Here is a 3,199-nt window from a genome sequence, read left to right as displayed (position 1 = left end):
GGCGAGGCATCGTCGGACAGCAGGATCTCGATGGGCTCGCAGACCTGGGCCAGCGCGCTGTCGATGGCCGCATCGATCATCGCGGACTGGTTGTAGGCGAACACCACCAGCGTGATGCGGGGGCGGCGTGTCGTGTCGGTCATGGCGCTCAGCTCCGCCGTCCGACGATGTCGGCCAGTGCGGCGATGACGGTGTCGACCTCGGCCTCGGTGTGCACCGGGCTGATCGGCAGGCTGAGCACCTGGTGCTGCAGCGCGCTGGCGATCGGCAGCGCCGGCCAGCCGCGGTCGGCATAGGCCTGCTGTTCGTGGCAGGCAATGGGGTAGTGGACCAGCGTCGTGATGCCGCGCCGGGTCAGCTCGGCCTGCACGCGCGCGCGCTCGGCCACCCGCACGACGAACAGATGCCACACTGGATCGCAGCCCTCGACGGTGCGCGGCAGCTCGACGTTCACGTCCGCCAGTCCGGCGAGGTAGCGCTGCGCGAGGCGCTGGCGGACGGCGTTTTCCGCGTCCATCGCCGGCAGCTTGACGCGCAGCATCGCCGCCTGGAGTTCGTCCAGGCGCGAGTTCACGCCGATCGTCTCGTGGTGGTACTTGCGGGACGAGCCGTAGTTGCGCAACTGGCGCAGCCGGGCGGCCAGCGCGTCGTCGTTGGTCGTCACCGCACCGCCGTCGCCGAGCGCGCCAAGGTTCTTGCCGGGATAGAAGCTGAATCCCGCCGCATCGCCCAGCGCGCCGGCGCGCACACCGTGGTGGCGCGCGCCATGCGCCTGCGCGGCGTCCTCGATCAGCTTCAGGCCGTGGCGGTCGGCGAGGGTGCGCAGCGCGGCCATCTCGGCGGTCTGGCCGTAGAGGTGCACCGGCAGGATCGCACGCGTGCGTGGCGTGATCGCGGCTTCGACGAGGTCGGGATTCAGGTTGGCGGTGTCGGCCCGCGGCTCGACCGGTACCGGCACCGCGCCCACCTGGCTCACCGCCAGCCAGGTGGCGATGAAGGTGTTCGACGGCACGATGACCTCGTCGCCGGGGCCGATGTCCATGGCGCGCAGGATCAGGTGCAGCGCGTCCAGCCCGTTGGCCACCCCGATGGCGTGGCGCACGCCGCACCACTGCGCGAACTCGGCCTCGAAGTGCGCGCATTCCTCGCCGAGCACGTACCAGCCGGAGGCGATCACGCGGGCGGCGGCGGCCTGCAGCGCGGCTTCATGGGGCGCGTTGACGCGCTTCAGGTTGAGGAAGTCGATCATGGCTGGCGTGGGGCGGGCAGGGCGGCGGCGAGGAACTGGTCGTGGTCGCGGTAGTAGTCGTCCTCGTCGTAGCGGTTGGACGCCAGCACCATGCAGACCGAGCCGGACGAGAAGTTGTCCAGCTCGCGCCAGATCATCGGGCAGACGTAGAGCCCGTAGTAGGAGCGGTTGAGGTGGAAGCGGCGCTTGGCGGTGCCGTCGTCGAGGACCACGTCGAAGCTGCCCGACATCGCGACGATGAGCTGGTGCAGGCCCTTGTGGGCGTGGCCGCCGCGCTCGGAGCCGCCGGGCACGTCGTAGAGGTAGTAGACGCGCTGGATGTCGAAGGGCACATGGCGCCCGCCTTCGATGAAGGTCAGATTACCGCGCGGGTCGGTGATCTTGGGCAGGTCGACGAGGTGGCAGCGTTCCAGCGGGGTGCTCATGTCCAGGTTCCTTCAGTCAGCGGTGGGGACAGGGGGCGGGCCGGATTGCCGACCACGGTGACGCCCGCCGGCACATCGCGCGTGACCACCGCGCCCGCGCCCACCATCGCGCCTGCGCCGATGCGCACGCCTGGCAGGAGCACGGCACCGGCGCCGATCGACGCACCGCGTTCGATGACGGTGGCCTCGCGCACGAAGTCGCGGTGGCCGCTGCGTGGATGGCGGTCGTTCGAGAAGGTGGCGTTCGGGCCGATGAAGACGTCGTCCTCGACGGTCAGCCCGTCCCAGAGCTGCACACCGCTTTTCACCGTCACCCGGTCGCCGATGTGCACGTCGTTCTCGATGAAGCAGTGGGCGCAGATGTTGCCGTCGCGGCCGATGCGCGCGCCGGCCAGCACGACGACGAACTGCCAGATGCGCGTGCCAGCGCCGATGTGCGGGCTCTGCACGTCGGCGAGCGGGTGGATGCAGGCCGGGCGATCCGGCGGAGCCGTCACCTCAGACATGTTTCCAGCCCCCGCCCTCGCGCAGCATGTGCAGGCTGTACCCCGTGCGCTTCGTCTCTTCGGCGGACCACTGGTCGCGCTGGCGCTCGCGCTGCAGCTTGAAGCGCTTGCGCGCCAGCCAGCCCATGCCGAGGCGGCTGTAGAAGTAGTGCCGGTCGCCGAGCGCCTTGGCGCCGGTTTCCTTCTTGAGCGCCTTCTGCGTGATCGAGCCGAAGTGGTGGAACACCGCGTCGCCGACCGTGCCGACCGGGATGCCGGCCCGGGTACAGCGCACGAGGTATTCCATGTCCTCGTGCCCGCCCAGGCGCCGGTCGGTGTCGGGAAAGCCGATCTGCTCGAACACGCTGCGGTGCACCGCGAAGCACACGCCATGGAACCAGCCGCGGCGCACCGTGCCCGCCATCTTCACGAGGTATTCCGGAGCGAACTGCGTGTAACCGTAGTCTTCGGCGCCTTCGAGCAATGCGGGGCTCACGACCTTGAGGCCTTGGTGTTCAGCGGCGTCGAGCATCGCTTCGATCGCCCGCGGTCCGGCCAGCACGTCGTTGTTGAGCAGCACGACCCATTCGGCGTCACCCGCCAGCAGCGCGCCCTGGGTCCACGCACCGCCGCAGCCGAGGTTGACGCGGTTGCGCCGCTGCGCGAGTTCGGGGTGGTCGGCCAGCCACTGCGGCGTTTCGTCGGTGCTGGCGTTGTCGATGACGAGGATGTCGCCGGGCGCCACGCCCTGGGCGCGCAGGCTGTCGATGCACATCGCGGTGTAGCGCAATTGGTTCAGCACCGGGATGACGATGGTGGTGCGGCGGTTCATGGGGGCGTGTCCTTCCTCGGCGCGGCTCAGGCCACGAGCGTGTAGTGCTTGTGGCTCAGGTCCCAGCCAAACCAGCGCTCCAGCCGCATCGCGTGGCGGTGCTTGCGCTCGCGGCGGGTCAGCAGGTGGTTCGGGTCGGGGGTGAACGCGGGTTCGGCGTCGTGGGCGAGCCAGTCGGCCATGCAGGCGGGATGCGTGCCGGTGAACG

At 69.9% G+C, this 3,199-nt stretch carries 5 protein-coding genes; all 5 read right to left on the bottom strand.

All coding sequences use genetic code 11. The features are described 5' to 3' along the window. Nucleotides 1–148: 148 nt before the first annotated feature. Nucleotides 149–1,249, bottom strand: coding sequence for a DegT/DnrJ/EryC1/StrS family aminotransferase (locus AB3X43_RS06625; protein WP_369429071.1), 1,101 nt, complete (start codon nt 1,247–1,249; stop codon nt 149–151). After that, on the bottom strand, nt 1,246–1,674 hold the full coding sequence (locus tag AB3X43_RS06620) for a sugar 3,4-ketoisomerase (RefSeq protein WP_369429070.1): 429 nt from the start codon (nt 1,672–1,674) through the stop codon (nt 1,246–1,248). The genes AB3X43_RS06625 and AB3X43_RS06620 overlap by 4 nt, the downstream gene beginning before the upstream one ends. Continuing rightward, complete coding sequence (locus tag AB3X43_RS06615) at nt 1,671–2,180, bottom strand: acyltransferase (protein WP_369429069.1); 510 nt, start codon at nt 2,178–2,180, stop codon at nt 1,671–1,673. The genes AB3X43_RS06620 and AB3X43_RS06615 overlap by 4 nt, the downstream gene beginning before the upstream one ends. Further along, entirely contained in the window at nt 2,173–2,991 is an 819-nt protein-coding gene (locus AB3X43_RS06610; RefSeq protein WP_369429068.1) for a glycosyltransferase family 2 protein, read from the bottom strand. Before AB3X43_RS06610 ends, AB3X43_RS06615 begins: the two co-directional genes overlap by 8 nt. Nucleotides 2,992–3,017: 26 nt before the next feature. Next, nucleotides 3,018–3,199 (bottom strand): hypothetical protein (locus AB3X43_RS06605; RefSeq protein WP_473965073.1); only part of this gene is annotated, 182 nt, incomplete at its 5' end.

It is taken from the genome of Sphaerotilus sp., assembly GCF_041083715.1.
Classification (GTDB): Bacteria; Pseudomonadota; Gammaproteobacteria; order Burkholderiales; family Burkholderiaceae_C; genus Sphaerotilus.
Note: the sequence above shows the minus strand (reverse complement) of the source record. Positions and strands in the feature narration are given on the sequence as shown.

What these genes read in the sequence shown, in the direction of transcription:
- AB3X43_RS06610 (WP_369429068.1), bottom strand. Translation starts at nt 2,991, where the DNA reads ATGAACCGCCGCACCACCATCGTCATCCCGGTGCTGAACCAATTGCGC.
- AB3X43_RS06620 (WP_369429070.1), bottom strand. Translation starts at nt 1,674, where the DNA reads ATGAGCACCCCGCTGGAACGCTGCCACCTCGTCGACCTGCCCAAGATC.
- AB3X43_RS06615 (WP_369429069.1), bottom strand. Translation starts at nt 2,180, where the DNA reads ATGTCTGAGGTGACGGCTCCGCCGGATCGCCCGGCCTGCATCCACCCG.
- AB3X43_RS06625 (WP_369429071.1), bottom strand. Translation starts at nt 1,249, where the DNA reads ATGATCGACTTCCTCAACCTGAAGCGCGTCAACGCGCCCCATGAAGCC.